The 22,183-nt window shown below is 43.9% G+C and carries 23 protein-coding genes and 1 riboswitch; of the genes, 21 read left to right on the top strand and 2 right to left on the bottom strand.

Translation table 11 applies throughout. The features are described from left to right. The first annotated feature begins 68 nt into the window (after window positions 1-68). From R7070_RS01450 to R7070_RS01400, 11 genes are all read left to right on the top strand, one after another. A complete protein-coding gene (locus R7070_RS01450; RefSeq protein WP_132937197.1) occupies window positions 69-1,415 on the top strand; it encodes a magnesium transporter in 1,347 nt (448 codons plus the stop codon). An 805-nt stretch (window positions 1,416-2,220) separates the two neighbouring features. Further along, entirely contained in the window at window positions 2,221-3,459 is a 1,239-nt protein-coding gene (gene codB, locus R7070_RS01445; RefSeq protein ID WP_256900384.1) for a cytosine permease, read from the top strand. A 9-nt stretch (window positions 3,460-3,468) separates the two neighbouring features. Further along, window positions 3,469-4,746, top strand: coding sequence for a cytosine deaminase (locus R7070_RS01440; protein ID WP_318141073.1), 1,278 nt, complete (start codon window positions 3,469-3,471; stop codon window positions 4,744-4,746). A 248-nt stretch (window positions 4,747-4,994) separates the two neighbouring features. After that, window positions 4,995-5,633, top strand: coding sequence for an HD domain-containing protein (locus tag R7070_RS01435; RefSeq protein ID WP_017819864.1), 639 nt, complete (start codon window positions 4,995-4,997; stop codon window positions 5,631-5,633). Beyond that, the gene (locus R7070_RS01430; RefSeq protein WP_256900383.1) at window positions 5,634-6,392 is read left to right on the top strand and encodes a helix-turn-helix domain-containing protein; all 759 of its coding nucleotides are present in this window, start codon (window positions 5,634-5,636) and stop codon (window positions 6,390-6,392) included. 146 nt (window positions 6,393-6,538) lie between these two features. Beyond that, complete coding sequence (locus tag R7070_RS01425) at window positions 6,539-8,392, top strand: MFS transporter (protein ID WP_256900382.1); 1,854 nt, start codon at window positions 6,539-6,541, stop codon at window positions 8,390-8,392. Window positions 8,393-8,509: 117 nt separating this feature from the next. Beyond that, window positions 8,510-9,127 (top strand): hypothetical protein, encoded by a 618-nt coding sequence (locus tag R7070_RS01420; protein ID WP_005373653.1) that lies wholly within the window; start codon window positions 8,510-8,512, stop codon window positions 9,125-9,127. 104 nt (window positions 9,128-9,231) lie between these two features. Next, window positions 9,232-9,372, top strand: a riboswitch (FMN riboswitch). 114 nt (window positions 9,373-9,486) lie between these two features. Next, window positions 9,487-10,143 carry a 3,4-dihydroxy-2-butanone-4-phosphate synthase gene (ribB, locus tag R7070_RS01415; RefSeq protein WP_005373655.1) on the top strand — a complete coding sequence of 219 codons (657 nt, stop codon included), beginning with the start codon at window positions 9,487-9,489 and terminating at the stop codon, window positions 10,141-10,143. 104 nt (window positions 10,144-10,247) lie between these two features. Beyond that, on the top strand, window positions 10,248-10,793 hold the full coding sequence (locus R7070_RS01410; RefSeq protein WP_025767949.1) for a glutathione peroxidase: 546 nt from the start codon (window positions 10,248-10,250) through the stop codon (window positions 10,791-10,793). Window positions 10,794-10,803: 10 nt separating this feature from the next. Continuing rightward, window positions 10,804-11,247, top strand: coding sequence for a DUF3429 domain-containing protein (locus tag R7070_RS01405; protein ID WP_005396352.1), 444 nt, complete (start codon window positions 10,804-10,806; stop codon window positions 11,245-11,247). A gap of 152 nt (window positions 11,248-11,399) precedes the next feature. Then, window positions 11,400-11,645: a hypothetical protein gene (locus R7070_RS01400; protein ID WP_256900381.1), complete on the top strand. Its 246-nt coding sequence runs from the start codon at window positions 11,400-11,402 to the stop codon at window positions 11,643-11,645. A 70-nt stretch (window positions 11,646-11,715) separates the two neighbouring features. Here the strand turns inward: R7070_RS01400 and R7070_RS01395 are convergent, their stop codons facing one another. After that, window positions 11,716-12,315: a thiol:disulfide interchange protein DsbA/DsbL gene (locus R7070_RS01395; RefSeq protein WP_005373667.1), complete on the bottom strand. Its 600-nt coding sequence runs from the start codon at window positions 12,313-12,315 to the stop codon at window positions 11,716-11,718. 83 nt (window positions 12,316-12,398) lie between these two features. Next, window positions 12,399-12,779 carry a hypothetical protein gene (locus tag R7070_RS01390; RefSeq protein WP_033906356.1) on the bottom strand — a complete coding sequence of 127 codons (381 nt, stop codon included), beginning with the start codon at window positions 12,777-12,779 and terminating at the stop codon, window positions 12,399-12,401. Between the two features lie 278 nt (window positions 12,780-13,057). Here R7070_RS01390 and R7070_RS01385 point away from each other — a divergent pair, with 278 nt between their 5' ends. The 10 genes from R7070_RS01385 to R7070_RS01340 all read left to right on the top strand — a co-directional run bounded on the left by R7070_RS01385 (window position 13,058) and on the right by R7070_RS01340 (window position 22,089). Then, window positions 13,058-13,354 (top strand): isoamylase early set domain-containing protein, encoded by a 297-nt coding sequence (locus tag R7070_RS01385; RefSeq protein WP_053349287.1) that lies wholly within the window; start codon window positions 13,058-13,060, stop codon window positions 13,352-13,354. 213 nt (window positions 13,355-13,567) lie between these two features. Continuing rightward, complete coding sequence (locus R7070_RS01380) at window positions 13,568-14,281, top strand: response regulator (RefSeq protein ID WP_005373673.1); 714 nt, start codon at window positions 13,568-13,570, stop codon at window positions 14,279-14,281. Then, the gene (locus tag R7070_RS01375; RefSeq protein ID WP_042522686.1) at window positions 14,281-15,579 is read left to right on the top strand and encodes an ATP-binding protein; all 1,299 of its coding nucleotides are present in this window, start codon (window positions 14,281-14,283) and stop codon (window positions 15,577-15,579) included. The genes R7070_RS01380 and R7070_RS01375 overlap by 1 nt, the downstream gene beginning before the upstream one ends. Window positions 15,580-15,698: 119 nt before the next feature. After that, window positions 15,699-16,091 carry a glycine zipper family protein gene (locus R7070_RS01370; protein WP_005373677.1) on the top strand — a complete coding sequence of 131 codons (393 nt, stop codon included), beginning with the start codon at window positions 15,699-15,701 and terminating at the stop codon, window positions 16,089-16,091. Window positions 16,092-16,251: 160 nt separating this feature from the next. After that, on the top strand, window positions 16,252-16,575 hold the full coding sequence (locus R7070_RS01365; RefSeq protein WP_005385571.1) for a diacylglycerol kinase: 324 nt from the start codon (window positions 16,252-16,254) through the stop codon (window positions 16,573-16,575). A 21-nt stretch (window positions 16,576-16,596) separates the two neighbouring features. Then, window positions 16,597-18,252 carry a phosphoethanolamine transferase gene (locus tag R7070_RS01360; protein WP_256900379.1) on the top strand — a complete coding sequence of 552 codons (1,656 nt, stop codon included), beginning with the start codon at window positions 16,597-16,599 and terminating at the stop codon, window positions 18,250-18,252. Window positions 18,253-18,375: 123 nt separating this feature from the next. Then, entirely contained in the window at window positions 18,376-19,308 is a 933-nt protein-coding gene (locus R7070_RS01355; RefSeq protein ID WP_104980478.1) for a Gfo/Idh/MocA family protein, read from the top strand. A 218-nt stretch (window positions 19,309-19,526) separates the two neighbouring features. Beyond that, window positions 19,527-19,958, top strand: coding sequence for a YccF domain-containing protein (locus R7070_RS01350; protein WP_005373685.1), 432 nt, complete (start codon window positions 19,527-19,529; stop codon window positions 19,956-19,958). A gap of 686 nt (window positions 19,959-20,644) precedes the next feature. Beyond that, window positions 20,645-20,983: a hypothetical protein gene (locus tag R7070_RS01345; RefSeq protein WP_017635147.1), complete on the top strand. Its 339-nt coding sequence runs from the start codon at window positions 20,645-20,647 to the stop codon at window positions 20,981-20,983. A 257-nt stretch (window positions 20,984-21,240) separates the two neighbouring features. Beyond that, window positions 21,241-22,089 (top strand): patatin family protein, encoded by an 849-nt coding sequence (locus tag R7070_RS01340; RefSeq protein WP_025767954.1) that lies wholly within the window; start codon window positions 21,241-21,243, stop codon window positions 22,087-22,089. The last annotated feature ends 94 nt before the right edge of the window (window positions 22,090-22,183 follow it).

The raw sequence follows: 22,183 nt of genomic DNA, 5'->3' as shown, positions 1-22,183 counted from the left end.
GATGCATAGTTGCGCATCTCAATAACATGCCATACTTCCATAAAACGAATTAACTATCGGGGTACTCGGTGAGCAAGTTTCAAGATCTCTCCACTCTAATCCAGCAAATTGGCCAAGCCGAAGAAGCGGATCAAGTCGCAACGCTCAATGAATCTATTGAAGCGGGCCTCGAGCCCGGCGCGGTTGCCCTGATTCTAGAAGCCTTTCCAATCGACGATCGTGTTCGCTTATGGCGAGCTTTACCACTAGAGCTACATATCGACGTGTTAACGGAAATGCGTGCGGACGTACGTTTCTCTATCATCAATGCGTTATCTGAAGTCGAGCTAAAGCTCACTCTCGCTAAACTCGACAACTTGTCGCTCATCGAATGGGCCGATTCGTTGCCAGAGTCGATCATCAACGAAGCGCTCTCGTTGATAGAAAAAGATGAGTTGGAACTTTACGATCAAGCAAACGAGTATGCTGATGAAGAACTCGGCCACTGGGCTGAACGTAAGATCATCACCCTGCCCTTCAACATTACGATTGGGACAGCTAAGCAGTTAATGGAGCGCTATAGCTACGACACGCCTCAACAGGTATATCTGATTAATCGTAATAAACAGTATCGTGGAACGGTCAATTACTTCGATATCTTACGTGGTGAGCCCGATACTCGCTTAAAAACACTCGTTATTGAGGCTGTGACGGTTCTAGACAGTAAAATGATGCTTCCTGAAGCGGTAGAGGCATTAGAACACAGCACACTGCCCGCTCTCCCTGTAACTGATGCAGACCAAACACTGATCGGTGAAGTCGATTGGCAGTTTGCATTGAGTACACAGCGTGAAATCTACGAAGCACGTTTGATGGCCGGTACAGGTATGGATGAAGGCGATGACTTGTTTGCGCCAGTATTAAAAAGCTCGCAAAAGCGCGGTGTTTGGTTAGGCATCAATTTGCTTACTGCGATTTTGGCGTCTGTCACTATCGGACTATTTGAAGATGTAATTGCGCAGGTGGTGGCTTTGGCGGTGCTCATGCCAATTGTTGCATCCATGGGGGGCATTGCTGGCAGCCAAACGCTCACTCTAATGATTCGTGCGATGGCGCTTAATCAGATCACCCCAGGTAACCGCTTCAAGCTTTTGAAAAATGAGTTGGGTATTGGCTCTCTGAACGGCATTGCTTGGGCGTTAATCATCGGCGGGCTCGCCGGATTGTGGTTTCAATCTCCGGTTCTAGGGGGAACCATCGCGCTGGCCATTATCGTCAATATTATTACCGCAGCTTTATTTGGTGTGCTGATTCCCATTATTCTGGATAAGTTTAAATTGGACCCCGCTTTGGCTGGCTCGGTGATTCTAACAACAGTGACAGATGTAGTCGGTTTTTTCGCCTTTTTAGGAACGGCGAGTTTAGTCATGCTTTAAAAGGTTCATTGTTTATTAATCAATCATTAGCATAATAGAGTCAAATTGCATAACGCAGTTGCAAATTGCAAACATACTCAAACTTTAAGCAACGCATGTCACAGAAACTACGTATTTTAGGGCATATTAAAGTTGGCACAGTAACTGCATTATATAAATCGACCCTTCTTAAGCCGAGGGTCACCTAGCCAACTGACGTTGTTAGTGAACTTGATTTTGTTCACATGTATATAAGCCAATCGCACTCTTTGCGGTTGGCTATTTTTTTATGTGGCTATTGCCCTCTTATCCTCTGACCGAGCTCGGTTGTACTTTTCTTACCCACAACAGATTGTTTACTGTTTATAAAATTCAAATATTCGCCCACTAAACCATTAGAAATGCCAGCTTCAACAAAAATAAATCACCTACATAAAATAAAACCAAGAAAACACACCCAAGAAAAGAACAAATAACGTCCAAACCAAAAACCTCATCATGAAATCGTTTTCTTTTCATAGAAATCGACTGAACAATCCAGAGTTATAGATAAATTTAATCCATAAAAACAAATAGCAATTCAAAACATTCATTTCACATAGAAAACCTGTCTATAAATCATAGAAAATACGTAAAATCAAAATTTCCACCTTTAGAATTTAAAAATCAAACCATTGTTATTAAAAGAAAAAATACACATCAAAAACAAAGCAAACGTTTAAATTGCAATTTTATCATTGACTATTAAATTTACATCACGATAATACGCGCCGTTTGCCTGAAAATCAGGTGCTATAATTTAATATTTCAATGTGCGGAGGTAATAATGGCTGGAGACAATAACTACAGTCTTGGACCAGTTCCTAACACGGCCAGAAAAGGCGTGGCGTCACTAACCATGGTGATGTTAGGACTCACTTTTTTCTCCGCAAGTATGTGGACTGGGGGTTCTCTCGGTACTGGGCTCTCCTTTAATGATTTTTTCCTCGCTGTTCTCATCGGTAACCTAATCCTCGGTATTTACACTTCTTTCCTCGGTTACATCGGCGCTTCTACTGGTCTCTCTACTCACCTTCTTGCTCGTTTCTCTTTTGGTTCTAAAGGCTCTTGGCTTCCTTCTGCTCTTCTTGGCGGAACTCAAGTTGGGTGGTTTGGAGTTGGTGTCGCGATGTTTGCGATTCCGGTGCACAAAGCAACGGGCATCGATACCAATACTTTGATCCTCGTCTCCGGTTTGCTCATGACCGCGACCGTTTACTTTGGCATCTCCGCACTGATGGTGTTGTCAGCAATTGCCGTTCCTGCCATTGCGCTACTTGGCGGCTACTCTGTCATCGAGGCAGTAAATAGTGTTGGCGGTATAAGCGAACTACAACAGGTTCAACCAACCGAGCCACTCGATTTTTCAATAGCTCTCGCGATGGTTGTCGGCTCTTTTGTCAGTGCTGGTACATTAACGGCGGATTTCGTACGCTTTGGTAAAAAGCCGCGCAGCGCCGTGATGATCACCATGGTGGCATTTTTCATCGGTAACTCGTTAATGTTTATCTTTGGCGCGGCAGGTGCGTCGGTGACGGGTCAATCAGACATCTCTGAAGTGATGATCGCGCAAGGTCTTCTTATTCCAGCTATCATCGTTCTTGGCTTGAACATCTGGACGACCAACGACAACGCGCTCTACGCATCGGGTCTTGGATTTTCCAACATCACAGGCTTACCAAGTAAATACATCTCAATGGCGAACGGTCTTGTTGGCACACTTTGCGCTCTCTGGCTCTACAATAACTTTGTTGGCTGGCTGACCTTCTTATCTTTGGCAATTCCACCGATTGGCGGTGTGATCATCGCTGACTTCTCCACGAACCGTAAACGCTACGCAAACTTTGAAGCCGCCCAATTCCAAAACGTTAACTGGGCTGGCATTATCGCTGTCGTGATTGGCGTTGGTGCGGGACACTTCCTGCCTGGCGTAGTGCCGATTAACGCTGTACTTGGCGGCGCAATTAGCTTCCTGATTCTTAATCCTATTCTTAACAAAAAAGCACTGGCTACACAGCCAGCGTAAGGAACCATCATGACAACACTACTGATCAAAAACGTAACGCTAAAAGGACAAGAAGGTCTGCAGCAAATTTTGATTGAAGATGGTCAATTCAAGCGCATTGAAAGCAACGATGTGGAGCTTAGTCATAACGGTGACATCATCGATGCTGAAGGCGGTATGGCGGTTGCGCCTTTCTGCGAGCCACACATTCACTTAGATACAACTCAAACCGCAGGCGAGCCTAGCTGGAACATCTCTGGCACATTGTTTGAGGGTATTGAACGTTGGGCTGAGCGCAAAGAAATGCTGTCGATTGAAGACGTGAAAGCGCGCGCAAAACAAACCTTAAAATGGCAGATAGCAAACGGCGTACAACACGTTCGTACCCACGTCGATGTTTCAGACCCTACCCTAATTGCCCTAAAAGCGATGGTAGAAGTGCGTGAAGAGATGAAAGAATGGGTAGATATCCAAATCGTCGCCTTCCCGCAGGAAGGAATTCTCTCTTACCCAAATGGCAAAGAGCTGCTAGAAGATGCCGTCAAATTAGGTGCGGACGTGATTGGCGCGATTCCACACTTTGAATTCACACGCGAATATGGCATTGAATCGCTGCACTACGTATTCGAGTTAGCGCAAAAATACGACCGCCTGATCGACGTGCATTGTGATGAAATCGATGACGAACAATCTCGCTTCGTTGAAACACTGGCAGCATTAGCGCACAAGTTTGATATGGGGAATAAAGTCACGGCCAGTCACACCACAGCGATGGGTTCCTACAACGGTGCATACGCATCTCGCCTGTTCCGTTTATTACGCATGTCCGGTATCAACTTCGTGGCAAATCCATTGGTGAACATTCACTTACAAGGCCGTTTTGATGATTACCCAAAACGTCGCGGCGTAACACGAGTGAAAGAGATGCTGAATGCCAACATCAACGTCTGCTTTGGACACGATGATGTATTTGACCCTTGGTACCCACTAGGCACTGCAAACATGCTGCAAGTACTGCATATGGGTCTGCACGTGTGTCAGGTGATGGGTTACGACCAAATCAACAACTCACTGGATCTGATCAGCAACAATTCAGCACGTACACTGAACATTCAAGACAAGCACGGCATTGAAGAAGGCAAACCAGGTAGTTTACTGATTCTTCCCGCAGAAAATGGTTTTGACGCAGTACGTCGCCAAGTGCCGGTTCGTTACTCTGTTCGTCACGGTAAAGTGATTGCAGAAACACAGCCTGCGACAACTCATATTCATCTTGAACAAGCAGAGCAAGTAACGTTCAAACGCTAAAAAGATCGGCGAAACGAAAAAGGCCTGACGACATCGTCAGGCCTTTTTTCTACTGGTAAACATCACTGCTCGCTCTGTCTATTCTTGTCTCATAAACCACTGAACACATTGAAAGGCCATATAAAACGGCTCAGTACCAAACGTTGCACAAGGTTCTGGTGGCTGAATCTCAATTACACCATCGCACTTGGAAATTATTCTAAGCGTTGGGCATACTTCTGACTTCATTTTAGTTGTAGATATGAACCATGACGTCATTAAGCCAGATAGAACCGCAATTTTTGGAATTTATGCAGCAAGAGATGCAAGTAGATGCAGCTCATGATCTTAAACACGTAAAACGCGTGGTCAAAACAGCGAAACAGCTCTGCAAAGAAGAAAATGCAGACATCGCGATTGTATTACCGGCTGCCTATTTGCATGATTGCTTTACTTACCCGAAAGATCACCCAAATCGCAAAGAGAGCTCAATCATCGCAGCCAAAAAAGCGGTCGCATTTTTAGAGAGTATCGATTATCCGCAGCAATATCATGATGCCATTGCTCATGCGATAGAGGCACACAGCTTTAGCGCAAACATCAGGCCAAATACGTTGGAAGCCAAAATCGTCCAAGATGCCGACCGTCTGGACGCTTTAGGCGCAATTGGCGTGACGCGATGCATTCAAGTCAGCACTCAATTTAACGCGCAACTTTACAACGACAGCGATATATTTGCCGAAGAACGTGAACTTAACGATAAACAATTCACTCTGGATCACTTTCAAACCAAGTTATTCAAAATCGCTGAAACCATGAACACGGAGTCAGCGAGACGCGAAGCGCAAAAACGCAAAACCTTTATGCAAACGTACCTAGAGCAGTTACACGACGAGGTAACAGCGTAAATGTCAGAAAGCTATACGTTAATTAAAGAGCTTAAACGCCAACTAAAGTTAGCTGGGCTGCATTATGCGGATGTTGCACAACACCTTAATTTAAGTGAAGGAAGCGTCAAACGTTTACTCGCTGAAGGTCAGCACATTAGCCTTGAGCGCTTAGAACGAATTTGCCAATTGATTGGTTTAGAAATGGCGGAACTATTTAAGCTCGCGGCTGCGCACAATAAAGGTCTAGAGTCGCTAACGTTAGAGCAAGAAAAGCAGCTGGTTGACGATAAAGCCCTGCTGCTCGTGGCGATCTGTGTTGTAAATGGCTATCAGTTTGAACAAATCGTTCAGCAATATACCTTCAATGAGTTGGAACTGGTGCAAAAGCTTGCTCATTTGGATCGGCTGAACATCATCGACTTGCAGCCAAATAACAAAATTCGTTTGCGTATATCTCCGACATTTAAGTGGCAGATGGGCGGCCCTATTCAACGGTTCTTCCAACAGCAAGTTCAAGACGCCTTTTTCCAAAGCTACTTTTCTGGTGAAGATGAAAAGTTCTCCATGGCAACAGGATTGATGAGTGTACCAACCAACAAGAAGCTACAACAGAAACTGCAAAAGGTCATCGATGAGTTTTATCAGGCTTGCCAAAGTGATAGCTCTCTCGGTATGGACGAAAAACACGGCACCTCTCTGATTATTGCGATGCGTCGCTGGACGTTCCCTTTATTTGAACCATGGGAAAGAAAACTCACCAATAAGTCTCGCAATTAGTAACTCAATAAACAAATGGAAATAAAAGTAACGAATTTCGTTACTTTTGGTGGCATACAACGTCACTAGAAAGAGAAAGCTGGTTTAATCGTTCATTGAGCATAAAGTGCTCCCATCTCATTCGACTTTGTTTAATCGGGGCCCGTATGTTTTTCTCAAAACGCTTTTTTCCTTACTTTGTGACGCAATGCCTTGGCGCACTCAATGACAACATCTACAAAAACGTTCTGTTATTGATGGTGACATACAGCCAAATTGATAACCTACCAATATCCGTCAATCTATTCGTTAATTTGGCGGCAGGCTTATTCATCCTACCTTTCTTTCTATTCTCAGCGCATGCTGGTGCCGTCGCTGACAGCATGGACAAAGCCAAATTAATCCGACGTCTAAAGCTCATCGAACTAGCTATCATGTCTTGCGCAGCAACCGCTATTGCCACCCAAAGTGCCATGCTGATGCTGGTTCTGCTGTTTATGGCAGGCACTCAATCGGCCTATTTTGGTCCCGTGAAATACGCCTTGCTACCACAAGCGCTCAAACCAAATGAGCTTGTTAAAGGAAATGCTTGGGTTGAAATGGGCACGTTTCTTTCGATTCTTATAGGTACGCTTAGCGCAGGCCTGCTGCTAGCCATTCCTAATGGTACCTTGATTGCTTCTTGTACCGTGATTGCCTTGTCTTTGCTTGGGTTCATGAGCAGCGTGAATATTCCAACGATGCCTAGCCAATCGAATGACAAAGCGAAATTTGAACCGATTTCTGGTTTAAAGAACACGTTAAAAGTGGCAAAAAAACAGAGAGGCATCTGGATGTCTATTCTTGCCATCAGTTGGTTCTGGTTCATGGGTGCGACTTACCTGACTCAATTCCCTAACTTCGCACGCGAACATTTGTTCGCAGATAGCACTGTCGTTTCTTTACTGTTGGCATTGTTTTCCATTGGTATCGCTACAGGCTCTTGGTTGTGTGAAAAACTTTCTTTCAACCACGTTGAGCTTGGCATTTTGCCATTCGGTATCCTTGGTCTGACAGTCTTTGGCGTCGACTTGCTATGGGCAGTCCCGAGTTATCTATCACTTCCGGTGCACTTTTATGATGTGCAAAACTTCGTTGCTGAATCAAAACATCTACGCGTCATGATTGACCTGTTCCTTGTTGGTGTAAGCGGCGGTGTCTTTATTGTTCCTCTTTATGCGTTCATCCAATCGCGTTCAAACAAAGGGGAGTGTGCACGTGCCATTGCTGCTAACAACATCATGAATGCGTTGTTTATGGTGGTGTCTGCTTTGGTTTCGATCGTTGTACTCAGCGTACTAGAGCTTTCTATTGTGGAACTGTTTGCCATGATGGCAATAGGTAACTTTTTCGTGGCGATCTATGTCTATCGCCAAGTACCGGAATTTACACAACGCTTTATCAGTTATTTACTCAGCCATTGTATGTATCGTGTGTCCGTAAAGGGGCGCCAACATATTCCTGAACAAGGTGCTGCGTTAATCGTGGCTAACCATGTTAGCTATGTCGATGCATTGATTTTGATGGGAACCTCTACTCGCCCGGTTCGTTTTGTGATGGACAAGTCCATCAGCGAGCTACCTGTTCTTAAATATGTATTCCGTCATGCCGGTGTTATCCCGATCTGTTCTCCACGTAAGTGTGCCGACACTTACCGACGAGCATTTGAACAGATTGAACAAGCACTTAACGACGGTGAGGTTGTCTGTATCTTCCCTGAGGGTCGTTTAACGTCTAACGGTCAATTGGGTGAGTTTCGCCCTGGTGTAGAAAAAATCCTTGAACGTAACCCTGTTCCTGTCATCCCTATGGCGTTAAAAGGGCTTTGGGGTTCTTTTTTCAGCCACAAAGGCGGACATGCTCTCACAAAACGACCGACTCGTTTTTGGTCAAAAGTGGATGTTGTTATCGGTGAAGTGTTAAGTCCTGCGTCTTTAAATCGTCATCAATTGCAACAACAAGTACAGGATTTACTGCGCTGAGTCGCTTGCTACAGCAGTCAAACTTTGCAGCAAAAAGTAAATATGCACCACAAAGCACAAGTAGTTTCTTGTCAATTAGAGTAGGATATCTACGACGTCATAAATCTAGGAGGTATTATGAAAATCATCATCTTACATGGTCTTTATATGCATGGGCTGGTCATGCAGCCTCTTAGCCAAAAGCTGAGAAAACTCGGATACGAAACGCAAGTACTCAGCTATAACACTGTTGCTATCGATGAGTCTTCACTGTTTGATTCTATTGATCATTCGCTTAATCCACTGACCACAAACGTGCTCGTGGGACACAGCTTGGGAGGCTTGATGATTAAGCGCTATCTCGCCAACAGAAAACCGAGCACTAACTTAATCTCTCATGTTGTCGCTATCGGTTCGCCTCTTAAAGGCGCGTCCATTGTAGGTCGAATTCAAGATCTCGGATTGGGTGCAATTTTAGGCAATTCGCCACACCACGGATTAAACAAACATGATGACGCCTGGGATTTCCCTCAAAAACTCGGCAGTATCGCAGGAACGATGCCGATTGGCGCTCGCCCATTGTTGATCCGTAATGACAACACCATGTCGGACGGTACCGTTACCGTAGAAGAGACAAGACTGGACGGTATGCAAGATCATATCGAAGTGAAGCAAACGCATACGAGCCTGATTTACAACACCTTCGTGCCGCAGCAGATTGATCACTTTATTCGCACAGATTATTTCCGTCGATAGCACACTTTTCCATCATACAGATGGAATCGACTTTCCAAGCTATTCAGTTCGCAGTACTATCCTAGCTCCACTTCTTCACAACTTGGATGAAGTGGTACATTTTTAATTGTTCTCAGGGCGGGGCGAAATTCCCCACCGGCGGTATACTTTTTCAAGTGAGCCCGCGAGCGCTCGATTCGTCGAGGTCAGCAGATCTGGTGAGATGCCAGAGCCGACGGTTATAGTCCGGATGAAAGAGAATAAGAATACACCAGCATAGCGAGTCAGATCGCTAAGAATGCTGGTGCACTTCTTTTTTGATCGTATTTTACGGCGATCTCTCATACCGCCCTGATTCTGGTGAAATTTAGGAGTTAACCATGAATCAGTCATCACTACTTGCCGAATTCGGCGACCCAATTACTCGCGTTGAAAACGCACTTATCGCTTTAAAAGAAGGCCGTGGCGTACTGCTTCTTGATGATGAAGATCGCGAAAACGAAGGCGATATCATTTATTCAGTCGAGCACCTCACTAACGAGCAAATGGCATTGATGATCCGCGAATGTAGCGGCATCGTTTGTTTGTGCTTAACAGATGCTCAAGCAGACAAACTGGAACTGCCTCCTATGGTGGTAAACAACAACAGCGCAAACCAAACCGCATTTACGGTTTCTATTGAAGCGAAAGTTGGTGTAACAACGGGTGTTTCAGCAGCAGACCGCGTAACGACCATTAAAACGGCGGCAAACCCGCACGCAAAACCGGAAGATCTTGCTCGCCCGGGTCACGTATTCCCTCTGCGCGCACGTCCAGGTGGTGTAATGACTCGCCGTGGTCACACAGAAGGTACGATTGATCTGATGCAAATGGCAGGGCTTCAGCCCGCTGGCGTACTGTGTGAAGTGACCAATCCAGATGGCACGATGGCAAAGGCACCGGAGATCGTAGCATTCGGTCGCCTGCACAACATGCCGGTACTGACGATTGAAGATATGGTAATGTACCTGAACCAGTTCGAGTTGAAACTGGCATAGTCAGATCTCAGCTCTTGAAAAAGCCGCGCATTTGTGCGGCTTTTTTGATCGATCCTCTTTGCACTTAAGTAGTTATACTTATTGAAAACAAGGGGAACAACACCATGAAAGGATTACTGAACTTCGCCGCTCTCGTTAGCTTTCTCTCCATGAATTCGCTTGCTCTTGCATCTGAGTGCCCTGATATTCTCCAAGGTAAGCAAAGGTTGTTAAACTCAACGGAAGAAGTCGATCTATGCGAAAGCTTTAAGGGAAAGACGCTTCTGGTCGTCAATACAGCAAGCCAGTGCGGCTTCACTCCTCAGTTCGAACAGTTAGAAACCCTCTATCAAACTTACAAAGACCAAAACTTCACCGTTATCGGTTTCCCGAGCAATGACTTTCGACAAGATAGAGGAAGCGAAACAAACACAGCGAAAGTCTGTTATCTCGATTACGGGGTCACCTTTCCAATGATGGCTCGCTCTTCAGTATTAGGTGTAGATGCGAACCCAGTCTTCAACCAAATTACCAACCAAGCAGGCATAAAACCAAAATGGAACTTCTACAAGTTTCTAATTAGCTCTGAAGGTAAAGTTATTGCTACTTTTCCAAGCTCCACATCACCGACAAGTACTACGCTTACCAATATGATAGAGCAACAATTATAAGGTGACGACCATGACAACACGCTCAACCATGCTACAACTCGGTTACTTAGGCCTGGTTCCATTTGTGTTTAGTTTAGGGCTGATTTTCACTGACATCTCACTCTTCAATTTAAGTGGTCAGCAATTTTTCATCGCATATAGCGCCGTTATATTAAGTTTTTTATCCGGCATCCTTTGGGGTAATGGCATTGAGCATTACTACCATCGCCTTAGCCGAAATATATTAATTCTCAGCAACCTTTTTGTCTTACTGGCTTGGGGCGCATTACTGCAGGGCCACAAACATTACGCAGTCGCAACCCTACTCTTAGCAATTGGGTACCTTGCTGTTTGGTATGCAGAAAAGCTCGTGAGGAAAGTCGAACAAGACGCCGAGCCCAAGGGATATCAAGGAATGAGGAGCAAACTGACCTTCGGCGTAATCGTAATGCACGGATTGGCTTTAGTTTCATAACCTGGTCTGTCCAGTACTAAGATCACAAAAAAACGTCTTTTTATAAAACAATGTTCATTTCGTGAATGCACACATATTTTGAACACTGTTTTGTTTCATTTATGAATCAATCCACATATAAGTAATTCAAAGCATTCACAAAGGATATGAATATGTTTTTTCGCAAACTTTTGTTTAGCACTGCGATGATCAATGCAACGACAGGTTGCGTGTCTTACCAGGCACAACAAGCCGCCGCTCAAACAGTAAATAATACAGGCGCTGTGCTTACCAATGTGATTAAAACCACGATTGCTCAGCCATGTAATGTTGCAATCACTGCTGCTAGCTTGTTTTATCCGCATGCCATACTTATGACTAGTGTTCCGGCTCAAGCATGTACAAGCGTTCTTAGATAATACGAAAGTGATAAGCATAAAAAATGGCGACTCTACCGTCGCCATTTTTAAGCTTCAATGCTATTTATAGTTACAGCGTCAATAAGTAATTAACTAATTGATTGTACTCGTCGTAAGTACGAATTTCGTTGGCCAAAACAATGTATTTATTGTTCACAACCACACCCGGAACCCCTCTCAACGTGCTAGCAGAGAATTGCTTATCAAAACCTTTCTGCATTGAGTTTACGGCGAAACTGTTGTAAGCCGCATCAAACTTCTTACCTTCTACGCCATTATCAACGAAGAGTTGTTTCAGCTCAGCTTCGTCTTTTGGCGCTTGTCGCTTTTGATGAATTTGGGCAAACATGGCAGGAATCATTGTATCTTCAACCCCGAGCGACACCATCGTCGCGTAGGACTTGGCCATCGGAATCGCCATATCTCCGCCCATGAACCCCACATGTACCTTTTCAAACTTTGCCTCTTTTGGCAGAGCAGGTTTTAAACGCTCAATAAGCGACTCAAACTTGTAGCAATGTGGGCAATAAAAAGAAAAGAATTCCGTCACAACAGGTTTCGATGCTTTCTTAACATCCAGAACTTTGTAGTGCTTCCCTTCTTCAAATTGCGCTGCATGAGCGGTAAAAGTCAGTAAAAGTGCACTACATAAGGCAAGTAGTTTTTTCATTGTTTATTTCCTTGTGGCATTCAAATGCCAAATCATTTCATTTGGTAAAAAGGGGTAAACCCCAAGTAATTTGAGATGAGGAATTAAACAATCGGAGGACGATAAAGCTTGGTGATCACAGTCACTACTTTTTCGACTAGAGGCCTACCAATCAAGGCAAGGCTATAAGGAAGAAGCAGTAAGTCGTTTTGAGATAAGTTGGCGGGAATTTTGACCATGCAGGAAGAGCTACAACTCGTGTGAGATTGTTGTGCCTTATTGATGGCTGACTCATCGTGATGTGATTCTACGCAGTCGTCGTTGACGCCAAGTTGTTTGTGCAGAGCAGCCTGTTGAACAATAAGATCGCGTACTTCAATTGTTTTCATCGGAGCGGAAGCCTGCGCCACAGGAGCGACACTACTCAAAAGCATAGCAACTAAGCAAACTATCGCAGTCAACAATGTACGGTTAAACTTCAACATAGCTACATCAAGGAAAATGGTGATTTAAGATAATACATGATAACGGTTTGACTTCAAGATACGGACTCTCGGCTCGCTAACAAACTCTGTTCTTTGACTATTTTAGGCTAGTGAATTTTCTCTCTAACGCTCCCTCAGTACACGAAACCAGCACAACGAGCTATTCACCGTTCGGATACTCCCCTCATCAGATACCAGCAACAATTCTATAAAACTTGAAATCATTATGAAACACGAGTAATAGTTAGAACAGTTTTTGTACGAACAAGGAAAGATCAATGCTTAAAAAAAGATTCTTTAAGACAAAAGATGAAGTCGAAGTCACGTTCGAGCTAGATAAAGATCAGTGGGACTCTGTCCAAATTGCTGGAGACTTCAACAACTGGCAGCCAGAACCGATGAAATTAGTGAAGAAAAGTCGTCAGTTTAAATTTAAAACCCGCTTACCTAAAGCGCGGAATGTTCAGTTCCGTTACTTGCTCGATGACGCGAAGTGGGAAAATGACCCACAAGCTGATGCTTACGTTCCAAATGCATTTGGCAGCGACAACAGCGTCGTATGTACCACCGAATAAGCGGTAATTTCGCTTTAAGATTCCATACCTAGGCGCAAACGTTGCGCCTTTTTACATCTCTCGAAATGTGATTGGTGATTAGATTTAAATCATTAATTGGCAATTTTATCCAATTAACTCATCCGATAACCTTATTCTGAGAAAGCTTTATTTGAAATAATTCGTAAATTTGTTTAAGTTCCATTGATATTAAATATTGTATACATCACTTAAATGAACGCACAACAAATCAAACCATCTCTAATCATTGTGGAAGACGATCCCAAATTACAAACTATGTTGGGTGAGTATTTTGTTGAACAAGGTTTTCAGGTCAAATGTATCGACAATGGGACGGACGCACCCAATGCGATTATTGACACACAACCAGACGTGGTGCTGTTAGATTTGATGCTACCCGGGCAAGATGGTCTGAGTGTATGTCGTCAAATCCGAGAATGCTACAAAGGCAAAGTGTTGATGCTAACAGCAAGTGATGATGACTTCGATCATGTCGCCGCATTAGAAATAGGCGCAGATGACTTTGTTACTAAACCCATCAAACCTCGCGTATTGCTAGCTCGTATTCGCATGCTGTTAAGAAGAAAAGAGGCGGCGCCTACCGAGTCCGAAAACGGCCTACAAATTGGTGTTCTGTGTTTAAACCGGTTGCGTAAATCGTGCGTAATGAACCAAGAAGAAATTGCGCTGACAGACGGCGAGTTCGATTTGTTGTGGGTTCTTGCAACGCATGCTGAAAAAACACTATCACGCGAGTGGCTGACCAAAACACTGCGTGGTATTGAATACGATGGAACAGACCGCACCATTGATAATCGCATAGTGACACTGAGAAAGAAGCTAGGCGATGCTTCTTGCTCACCACAAAAAATCATTACCGTTCGCGGCAAAGGCTACCTATTTATGCCTGATGCATGGAATGAATAATGAGACGGATTTATCTGGAAAGCTTTGTTGGCCTTATCATTCTGTTTATGGCTAGCTTGTGGGGATACGAGTTCTTAGTTTATGAGATCAACACAGATTATGACTACCTGTTACAAGAGCATGAGGGTCAAGCTTTTCACGATCTGATCTACCCTATCTATAAAGAACACGGATTAGAATATACTCAACAACAGTTGGAACAATTTGCCACATCAAGCCATCGTTTGTTGGTGCCTCATACGCTTGAAGAGCTTCCAACAGACATCAAAAAGGCGTTTGAAAATGATACCTCCGTTAACGTCGCTTATGATGAAGAAAGGGATATCTGGTTCCGCCTAGATGCGAGCACGCCTATCTTTAAAATGAGCGATAATCCGAATAGCCCTGTGGTTAAAGCTGCCAACTTTGATGACAATATCGTTTGGTTGTTCTTTTTAGCTGGATTTGCTCTGTATTGCATATTGTTGATCTGGTTCTTAAGCCGTCGGATTCGAGAGCTAGAGAGAGTGACCGTTGAGTTTGCCTCAGGTAACTTCAAGGCTCGAGCTAGTACCTCAAGCGCTAAGTCTGTTGGGACGTTAAACAAAAGCTTTAACACGATGGCCGATAAAGTATCTCGCTTGATCACTAGCAATAAAATGCTAACTAACGCCGTTGCACATGAATTGCGTACCCCAATCTTCCGCTTACAATGGCAAGCAGATTTGTTATCGGATTCAACCTTAACTGAACAACAGAAAAAGTATGTTTACAGTATCGTCGAAGACATTGACGAGATGGAAGAAATGGTTGAAGAATTGCTTTACTACGCAAAGATGGAGCGTCCTGACACAGCATTACAAACTCAAGAAGAAGTCGTCCTATTCAACTTAGTCAAAGAGTTACGACAGAGATGGCAAAAAGAGACTACGCTCGCTATCTCGCTTCAAGAAGTAAACTCAGAAAACGTTCTTGCGTTTGCTGACCCAAAATTGTTAAAGCGAGCCTTAGATAACTTGCTGCGCAATGCAATGCGGTACGCAGATAAGCAGATTTTAGTAGAGATAAAACACGATCAGCACCGCTGCTTCATCAATGTTCATGATGATGGCATAGGTATTGAAGAAAAGCATTGGCCTCATCTATTCGAACCATTTTACAGCGCGGATGAATCTCGCAACAAAAAGACGAGCGGGTTTGGGCTCGGTTTGGCGATTGTCAGACAGATAATGGAGCTTCAACGTGGAGAAGTTTCGATTTGCCATAGCCCACTTGGAGGAGCTTGCTTCACACTTAGCCTCAAAAAATCAGACAGTTAACTTAACCTTCCTACCCCGTTTACAGAAGACGACACTTCAATACACTCAAGCGACAGAGCCCAACAATAAAACAGTGTACATTTAATCCATAAGATTCACACACTAAATGGATAGTACTCATGTATAAATCTTTTATCCTGATTATGGCGCTTACTTCTACGCTTACAGCTTGCGCCTACAACCAAAAACCTGTCGTCGACATGACCAATGTTGACCCTAGTACATATGAACAAGACTTTCTTTACTGCCAAGGCTATGCAGAAAATGTCGACAAATCAGAGGCAGCGAAATCTGAAGCCACTAATGGGGCAGTTACAGGCGCATTGATCGGCGCAGCTGCTGGTGCGCTAGAAGACGGATTAGGTGGAGCGGCTGTCGGTGCTGCTGCCGGCGGTGCTGTAGGAGCTGGAGCTGGTGCTTTGAGTGGAACAAATGATTCAACCAAAACCCAATCTCTCGTATTGCGTAAATGTCTCCAGAACAAAGGCTATACCGTCTACGATCTTGATTAAATAAGCACTTTTCTTAAATTATCGCGCGATGGATTCTATTCACAAATGTTTCACGCTGTAACGATTAATCTCGTTACCTCTCTGGGATATGTGTTCCATCCCAATGCTTAAATAGTAAGGTCATATTTTGAAGCCAGGTAAAACAGGTATACGCCGTGTCATGGATGCGACCGGCTATTCATTTCAAGGATTGAAAGCCGCATGGACACACGAAGCCGCTTTTAGACAAGAATTGATTCTCGCCTTGGTACTTTCCGTCTGTGCTTTTTTCCTTCCTGTCACCACATACGAAAGAGTGCTGATGATCAGTAGCCTGTTCTTGGTATTGATCGTCGAACTCATTAATTCCGCCGTAGAAGCGGTTGTCGACCGTGTTAGCGATGACTGGCACGAGCTCAGTGGTAGAGCCAAAGATATTGGCTCAGCAGCAGTATTTGTTGCGTTAACTCTTGCCCTTTTTATTTGGGCTTCGTTCTTGCTCTAATTTTTATTCAAGACACTCATTATGAAGACACATGATTTACAACAGAGAGGTATCTCTTACGTTACCTTTACTTTCCTGTTGGCGCTGTATTTCGCTCTCGTCGTAAATATCCCTATTTATAAAGAACTGATCGGCATCTTTACACACTTAGATAATGTCAAGATTGGATTTATTATCACAATACCAATTTTCTTTCTTGCCGCGCTCAATTTCCTTTTTAATTTATTTAGTTGGCCTTGGATCGGCAAGCCGTTCTTTATAATTTTAATCATTGTTTCAAGTATGGTGAGCTACGCAAGCTATAACTATGGCACACTTTTCGATTCTGGAATGATTGCCAATATTGTTGAAACCGATTCGAGCGAGGCGAGTTCTTACCTGAGTGCTCACTCTGTAATTTGGACGCTGATTATGGGAGTTATCCCAGCGATCATTGTCTTTAAGGTCAAGCTGCAATCTCAACGTCACCAATTACTGTACTTCTCTGTTACCAAATTAGTATCGATGCTGTCGTCGCTAGCTGTCATCGCCGTCATTGCCAGCGTGTACTATCAAGACTACGCATCTGTAGGGCGCAACAATAGCCACCTAAAAAAAATCATCATACCCACCCAGTTCGTTTACAGCGCGACCGGGTATGTGAAGGAGAAATATTTCACCACGCCAGAGCCATATCGAGAAATCGGCACAGATGCAAAGCAGTCAGATAGCGCCGTACAGCAAGCACAGCGCAAACCAACACTACTGGTTTTTGTCGTAGGAGAAACCGCTCGAACGCAGAACTACCAACTCAATGGCTATACACGAGAGACAAACCCTTATACTAGTAAATTGGATGTTATCTCATTTCAAGACGTCGCATCTTGTGGCACCGCGACTGCTGTATCTGTGCCTTGTATGTTTTCACAGCTCACGCGAAACGAGTTTGAACGCACCAAAGCGGATAAACAGGACAATGCTCTCGATATAATGCTGCGCGCTGGGGTTGACCTCATTTGGAAAGAAAATGACGGTGGGGATAAAGAAGTAGCCCACAAGATCAAGAAAATTGAAGTGGATCGAAAGCAAGTAAGCCCTATGTGTAATGGCCAAACTTGTTACGACATGGCGCTATTAGATCATTTTGATCAGGAAGTCGCGGATATGCACGGTAACCGAGTGGTCGCCATGCACCTTATAGGAAGCCACGGTCCGACCTACTTTCAGCGTTACCCAAGAGACAACGCCTTCTTTAAACCAGACTGTCCACGTGCAGATATCGAAAATTGTAGCATCGAACAAATAGTGAACACATATGACAATACAATACGCTACACCGATCTTGTATTGGCAGAAACCATCAAAAAACTTAAAGCGTTAGAGTCTGAGTATAATACTGCGCTAATTTACATATCGGATCACGGTGAGTCACTAGGCGAAAACGGATTGTTCTTACATGGTATGCCTTATGGCCTTGCACCAGATTTCCAAAAACGCGTTCCTTTGATTATGTGGCTGTCTTCGGGCTTTAAACAAGCGAAGCAGATCAATACCGACTGTTTGTATAAACAAGCACAGAATGCAGGCCAATACTCACATGATAACGTGTTCCACTCTTTATTAGGCATTATGGATGTACAAACTCAAGCCTACGATAGCAAGTTAGATATATTCAAAGCCTGCCGAGCCGTTTCCTAAATCATTCAATAAAGCCTGGCTCAAAGTGTGAATCAGGCTTTTTCTAACAAGGTATTTAAACTCATCGCCGCGCCAAGCGTTATACTGACAGTCCGCGATCCATACATCGAGATAAGGACTAGGATGAAAATTGGTATTATTGGTCTAGGGGATATCGCTCAGAAAGCATACCTTCCTGTTATCACTCAGCTTCCAAATATCGAACTTGTATTTTGTACCCGCAACCCAAACACACTTGAGAGCCTGGCTAAGCAGTATCGAATCTCAGAGATCTGCCAGGACTACCAACAACTTCTGCACTTTGGCGTCGATGCCGTCATGATTCATGCGGCAACAAGCGTACACCCTCAAATAGCGGCATTTTTTCTGCAGCATGGAATTCCAACCTTTGTCGACAAACCATTAGCGAACAGTGCTGATGACGTGGAAAAGCTGTACGACATTGCCGCAAAAGAGAGACAGCCACTCTATGTGGGCTTTAACCGTCGTCACATTCCACTTTACAACCAACATATGCCACAAGTGCAGCAAGGCAACATATCTGACTTAAAGTCGCTACGCTGGGAAAAGAACCGTCACCAACTACCGGGGGATGTTCGTACCTTTATATTTGATGATTTTATTCACCCATTAGACAGCGTTAACGTCACAGCCAAAGCCGATCTAAAAGATGCTTATGTAACTCATCAACTTGAAGGTAGTCAGTTGGCGCGTTTAGATATTCAGTGGCAACATGGAGATACTTTGCTCCACGCCTCGATGAATCGCCACTTCGGTATCACTACAGAGCGCGTTCAAGCTTGTTATGCAAACAAGGCAGTTGAGTTCGACTCCTTCGTTGAAGGCAAACTATGGCAAGCTAACCAAGAGCAAAAAATCAATTTGAAAGACTGGACGCCAATGCTGACGAGTAAAGGTTTCCATTCGATGTTGCTCGATTGGTTTGGCGTCGTTGAGTCTGGAAATATTGCTGATGAAGTAGTAACACGCAACATTGCCAGCCATCGATTGGCAGAGCAAATTTGTCAATATCTCGAGAAAGTTGTCTCTAGATAATGCGATTCTTGGCTATATGCTTGATTGAGTATTACGCTCTATACTAAAAAGACTTGCCTTAAGGAAGGCATTCATTCTCTGTTAAGACTACTGCGATTATTCTATCAATCAGGTGAATGAGGGCACAAAAGCACACATCGACAAAACAGACGGTTTAGATTTGTTTTACGGTGCTCTCAGGTATCTGAATCATCACATTCAAGAATAAAGGAAATAGAATGAGAACACTTGGTAACATCATTTGGTTTGTATTTGGTGGCGTATTTATGGGGTTGCTATGGTGGTTTTTTGGTATTTTGGCCTTTATTAGCATCATCGGAATACCTTGGGGGCGTGCGTGTATCGTTATGGGTAATTTTTCCTTTTTCCCATTCGGTAAAGAGGCCATCTCACGCGATGAATTGACCAATGAAATGGACATTGGCACGAGTCCGCTCGGCGTTATTGGTAACGTCCTTTGGTTTGTGTTTGCAGGCCTTTGGTTAGCTATCGGTCACGTACTTTCTGCAGCAGCATGCTTTGTCACCATAATCGGCATTCCGTTTGCGCTCCAACACCTCAAACTAGCGGTTATTTCACTCGCACCAATTGGTAAAACGGTTGTATCGTCTGAAGAAGCTGCAATGGCTCGATATAACATCAATCGTTAGCGATCGGCTAATGCACTTTCTATCCTCTGGGCAGTCATGCTCAGAGGGTAACGCCCGTCAAAAGTAAGCCTATAATCGCTATCGCATATTCAATAATGGCTGATTGTATATTCATACCGTCACCTTTACGTTGAAGTTTATCCTAGCTCAGCACTGCTTTACTTTTATAATTAATACGCCCAATCGAGTTCAAGATGCTAGACTCATAGCGTCGTCACTGACTCAAACTCCAAGAACGACGTAACGAAAAAGCGAGCTATCCTATGCTCGAAATATGGGTTCTTTCCCCCTCGAAGTAGAGTTCAACAACAAAAAGACGAACTATAATCATAGCCAAGATTAATGCTTTTCGACCTAAAATATCTCACATCAATCAAAGAAAGCTTCTAAGATTTTCTCTTTTTGAGTAAATATAGACAGTTACAGTAGCGAAATTCTTCTCGGTAAAACTCCCCACTCAATCTCATGATCAGTTTTTTTAAAAAACAACAAAAATTCGTTGTTATCTAGAGTAATTATTTTATTTGTCGCAGAGCAATTCCATCAATATCATTTGCGACATCGGAGTGCTAGAGCATTGAACTTTTTAGCATTTATCACAGGTATAGAACGTAAAAAACCTTTTATTACTTATTTTTCTTTTTACATATGTTCTAACTCAACGTCTATTCAGACAGGAATATACCGTGGATAAATATCAAGCAGCTTATGCTAAGCGTCTAGAGAAACTAAATGGGGATCCATCTCCTAAAACGATAGCCCGCCTTTCGGCTTGGGATGCGTTTTTTAACAAGGAGTACGAGCTCCAAGACTTGGAATACCAGCTATCGGACGCTGCGCACCAGCACTATGAACAGTCGCATGCGAAGAGCGACATTAGCTTCAAAGAATTCAAACGAGCGTTCTATAATGAATCCATCAAAATTTACAATTTAACTGATGGCGCTTCTATCCAGAAAGTATTCACCCCATTACTTTTGCTTACAACGCTCTGGATAGTGTTTGTATGCCTATTTAACAAGTGATCATCAAACTATTCCAACAACGATCAGTATGGGACTACAGGTATGGCTCTATGTAAGGGGGCTAATTCGCTCAGTCTCCTTCACTAAATTAGCGACTCAATTACCCGCAATTCCATAGGCTAAAAGTGACAAGGGCATCCGTTGATGCCCTTTTTATTCAAAGGAACGCAACCTAGACCTTTGGCCCACTTGGGTATAAAACCATTATGCGTTAAGCTGCACGCTATTATCCGATTGATAAAGAGTGGAGCGAAGTGATGGAAAAAGTAGGCTCTCGAGCATTGATTGTCGAAGGTGGAGCCATGCGAGGCGTATTTTCATGCGGCATACTCGATCATTTTCTTGCTAGCGAGTTCTCTCCATTTGATAGCTTTTGGGGAGTGTCTGCGGGTGCTAGCAACTTGGCTGCCTACTTAGCTAAAATGCCCGGACGTAACTTAAAAATCTACCTCGATTACAGCTTAAGAAAAGAATTTATCTCTCCATCTCAACTTCTACGTGGTGGTGATATGATGAACTTAGACTGGATGTGGAATGTCACCCTCGAAGAACTTGGCATCGATAAATCTGCGCTCAAAGCTGATTCACGACCTTTCTTTTTAGGCGTGACGCGTCAAGACAATGGGCAAGCGGAGTACCACCTTCCTGATATCGACGACTTGGCAGAAACAATGAAAGCCAGCAGCGCACTGCCTGTACTTTACCGAAATGGCGTATCACTGAACGGAATTCAATACGTTGATGGTGGCGTCTCAGACGCACTTCCTGTTGCAGAAGCAATAAAGCGAGGAGCCAAAAAGATTATGGTTTTACGCAGTCAGCCCGCAAGCTATCAAAAGCCAAGAGGAAAATTCAGCGCCCTAACTAGGAGGATGTTGAAAGAAACGCCCGGATTAATTGAACCTATGTTGACACGTGAAGTTCGCTACAATCAGACCTTAGCGCTGATCAACAACCCACCACCTGGTATCGAAATCATTCAAGTGTGTCCTCCTGAAACATTCAAGTTGAAACGGCTGAGTCGATCGCCAGCACCACTGCGTCATGCTTATGAGTTAGGAATTGAAGCAGGAAAGGAAGCCATCATACGCTGGAGTCAGAAGTAGAAAAAAGCCACGTGGATTAAACGTGGCTAACGCAAATTCGATGGCAGTGGATTATCGTATTTGCTTCTGGTCGAGCCCAATATTCAGGCTCAAA

This window comes from Vibrio sp. 1557 (assembly GCF_033340175.1).
In the GTDB taxonomy this organism is placed as follows: domain Bacteria; phylum Pseudomonadota; class Gammaproteobacteria; order Enterobacterales; family Vibrionaceae; genus Vibrio; species Vibrio alginolyticus.
This window is presented reverse-complemented; position numbering and strand designations above follow the sequence as displayed.